We start from the raw sequence: 3,127 nt of genomic DNA on the forward strand, positions 1-3,127 counted from the left end.
AAGCCCCCCCTCGTGGTAGGCGTTATTTGTCCGGCGTCAATCCAAGTTTCTGCTGACAGTCAGGGCAGTAGCCGAAAAGTTCAATGTGATCTTCGGTAATCATGTAGCCACTTTGCTCAACGGCAGCGGCTTCTAGATTGCTGAAATCGTTATAGAAAATGTCAGTAATCTTACCGCAGTTTTGACATACCGCATGAAAATGTGGCTTACCAAAGTAATCGTAATGTGTACCAGCATCACCATTTTCAAGTTCAATGACGATGCCTGTCTCAACAAGCGTATTCAGCGTGTTGTAAATGGTGGCTAGACTAAGCCCCTGGTGAGTTGGCTTTAATTCATCAAACATGGTCTCAACATCAGGATGATTGTGGTGAGTCATCAAATAATGAAGTACGATTTGTCGTTGCGGTGTTACGCGTAACTTTTTCTCTTTCAAAACGGCAACTGCAGCTGCGTCAATAACTTCTGCCATAACGTTTCCTTACTTAGATTAGTTCTAACCTAATAGTAAAACACTTTTCCCGTTAAATACCAAGGGTTGTGCAAAACTAGATTTTCATATGTAATCGATACTACCGAAGATACTTATCGTGTAAGTGTCTCATTATTTGCTGAAGAACGTGATTATAAGCATTGCATTTTGTTCTTTTTTAAACAATGCATTATGATGGATGCGTGTAAAACCAATGTTTGGGAGATGGCTAACAGATGGCAGTGAATGAACAAAAACAGGCGTTCCAACTGCACTTGCAAGAGTTAACTGACCGCAACGGTGGTTTCTTAGAAACGGTATATGCGCTGGCAAATGGACATTTTGGTGTGCGTGCAAGTGATCCTTTACAGGGAAAACTGCAGGGCTCAGGTGGGATGCCAGGGCTATTTGTGAACGGATTTTATGATTTTAGCAAAATTAATTATGGAGAAGTTTACGCAGGGTTTCCAGAAAACAACCAAACGATTGCACAGTTGCCGGACCCGCGCTATTTAGTGTTAGAAGTGGATGGGCAGCGTTCTGATGAAGTGTCTTTTTCAACGCGGGTCGTGGACAAAAATCTCGACATGGAAACTGGATTATTAAATGAACTATTTGAAATAACAAGTCCGACTGGCAAGATTCTGCAGTTGTCGCTGTCGTCGTTTGCCTCACAAGCAGATGAAGCAATCTACTGTGTGAGTTACACAATTCGGCCACTGAACTTTAGTGGCAGTGTGAAGCTATACAAGCAGCATCCGTACATTGATCAAGTGTTCAGCAAAGATGGCGATATTCGCGCTGTCTCCCGTAATAATTTATTAGATCGACAGTTTATTGATGCAGATTTTCCAGCGCTGCAAATAACGACGCAACGTAGTCAGCTAGGCTTGGTCATGATGTGGCGGTACCTAGGTGAAGACTCATTAGTGAGTTTTGATTCAGCTGATGGGATTCCTAAGTATGTAATGGATCTTGATTTACAACAGGGCTTGGCAGAATCGTTTGACTTTGGATACTCCATCAGCCAAATTCACAGTTTGATGGACGTGGCGATGAACCATAATGCTTATTTAAAAGGTGCAAATGCCCATTTACAGCATCATTCATTTTCATCCTTGTTCACCGAATCAGCGCATCGCATGCAGGCATTTTGGCGCGATGCAGATGTTCAGATTGAAGGGGATCCTGAGTCACAAAAGGGGATTCGCTTTAACCTGTTTCATTTGCACCAGTCAGCTGGACATGATGGCAAAACGAGTATTCCAGCTAAGGGACTGACAGGTGCCGGCTATGAAGGACACTACTTCTGGGATACAGAAACGTTTATGCTGCCTGCGTTTACGTATACAAACCCAAGTATGGCGCGGGCAATCTTAATGTATCGGTACCACACGTTAGATGCGGCTAGACGGCAGGCACATGATTTTGGCTTGGACAGCGGGGCAATGTTTTCTTGGCGGACAATTAATGGGGCGGAGGCGTCACCATACTTTCCAGCAGGCACTGCGCAAGTGCATATTAACGCCGACATCGCCCATGCAGCTTCCGAGTATATTCAAGTGACTGGGGATACAGATTTTCTAGTTGAAGCGGGATTTGAAATAATTCTAGAAACGGCGCGCTTCTGGCGTCGGTATGGAAGTTTTGGCGTAGATGGACCGCAAAGTGGCCATTTCGTGATTAATAAGGTCACTGGTCCAGACGAATACACAGCGTTGGTGAATAATAATTATTACACGAATCGAATGGCGCAACACAATTTACGGTTAGCTGTCCTGTATGCGCGTCAGTTACAACAGACGCATCCCAATAAACTAGAAGAACTAGGTGTGACAGAAAAGGAATTACAAGCGTTTTCGCATGCTGCTGACGAGATGTACTTACCATATGACGATGAACTGGCCGTCAAAATGCAAGATGATGGTGCGTTCAATCTAGAAATTTGGCCATTTGACCAAACGCCGCGTGACCACTATCCGTTGCTACTGCATTATCATCCACTGCGTTTGTATCGGCATCAGGTGAACAAGCAGCCAGATACGTTGCTAAGTGACTTTCTGTTTCCTGAGGATCAAGATATTGAGCAGCTGAAACGTGACTTTGATTATTATGAACCGTTAACGACCCATGATTCATCATTGTCACGGCCGATCTTTAGTATTCTGGCCAATCGGATTCGTGCGCATCATAAGGCCTACCGGTACATTGCTGAATCTTTATTGACAGATTTAAACAATGGGCAAGGAAATTCGCAAGATGGTGTGCACGTCGGCAGTATGGGTGCTAGTTGGATGGAAATGACCTTTGGTGTCGCAGGGATGATTCGTACACAAAAGGATGGATTGACGTTCAGTCCCCATTTGCCATCACAATGGACTGCGTTAACGTTCAAGATTAAGTATCAGGGCAGCCAGGTGTCAGTGCACATCACGCGTAGCCAAGCCATTTTCAAATTAGTGGTGGGGGATGCGATGACGTTACACTGTGATGGACAATTGGTTAGCTTGAAGGCGAAGAGTCGTACGGCTACAGTGACGTTGGACGAAAAGTGAAGGGAGAAAGTGGGACAAAAGTCGGGAAGTCGTGAGCAAGACTTAGAACGGCCGTACGGATTGGTCTTCAATCCGGTAGGTGGTTCGTAGTCTGCACAGC

2 protein-coding genes are annotated in these 3,127 nt (G+C 44.8%); one reads left to right on the forward strand and one right to left on the reverse strand.

What is annotated here, in order from left to right; translation table 11 throughout:
• Positions 1-22 precede the first annotated feature (22 nt).
• Positions 23-472: a Fur family transcriptional regulator gene (locus IV55_RS03045; protein WP_057809246.1), complete on the reverse strand. Its 450-nt coding sequence runs from the start codon at positions 470-472 to the stop codon at positions 23-25.
• Between the two features lie 236 nt (positions 473-708).
• Here IV55_RS03045 and IV55_RS03050 point away from each other — a divergent pair, with 236 nt between their 5' ends.
• Positions 709-3,027: a glycoside hydrolase family 65 protein gene (locus IV55_RS03050; protein ID WP_057809248.1), complete on the forward strand. Its 2,319-nt coding sequence runs from the start codon at positions 709-711 to the stop codon at positions 3,025-3,027.
• Positions 3,028-3,127 lie beyond the last annotated feature (100 nt).

Origin of the sequence: Furfurilactobacillus siliginis, from assembly GCF_001437435.1 — a bacterium.
Lineage (GTDB): Bacteria > Bacillota > Bacilli > Lactobacillales > Lactobacillaceae > Furfurilactobacillus > Furfurilactobacillus siliginis.

What these genes read in the sequence shown, in the direction of transcription:
- IV55_RS03045 (WP_057809246.1), bottom strand. Translation starts at nt 472, where the DNA reads ATGGCAGAAGTTATTGACGCAGCTGCAGTTGCCGTTTTGAAAGAGAAA.
- IV55_RS03050 (WP_057809248.1), top strand. Translation starts at nt 709, where the DNA reads ATGGCAGTGAATGAACAAAAACAGGCGTTCCAACTGCACTTGCAAGAG.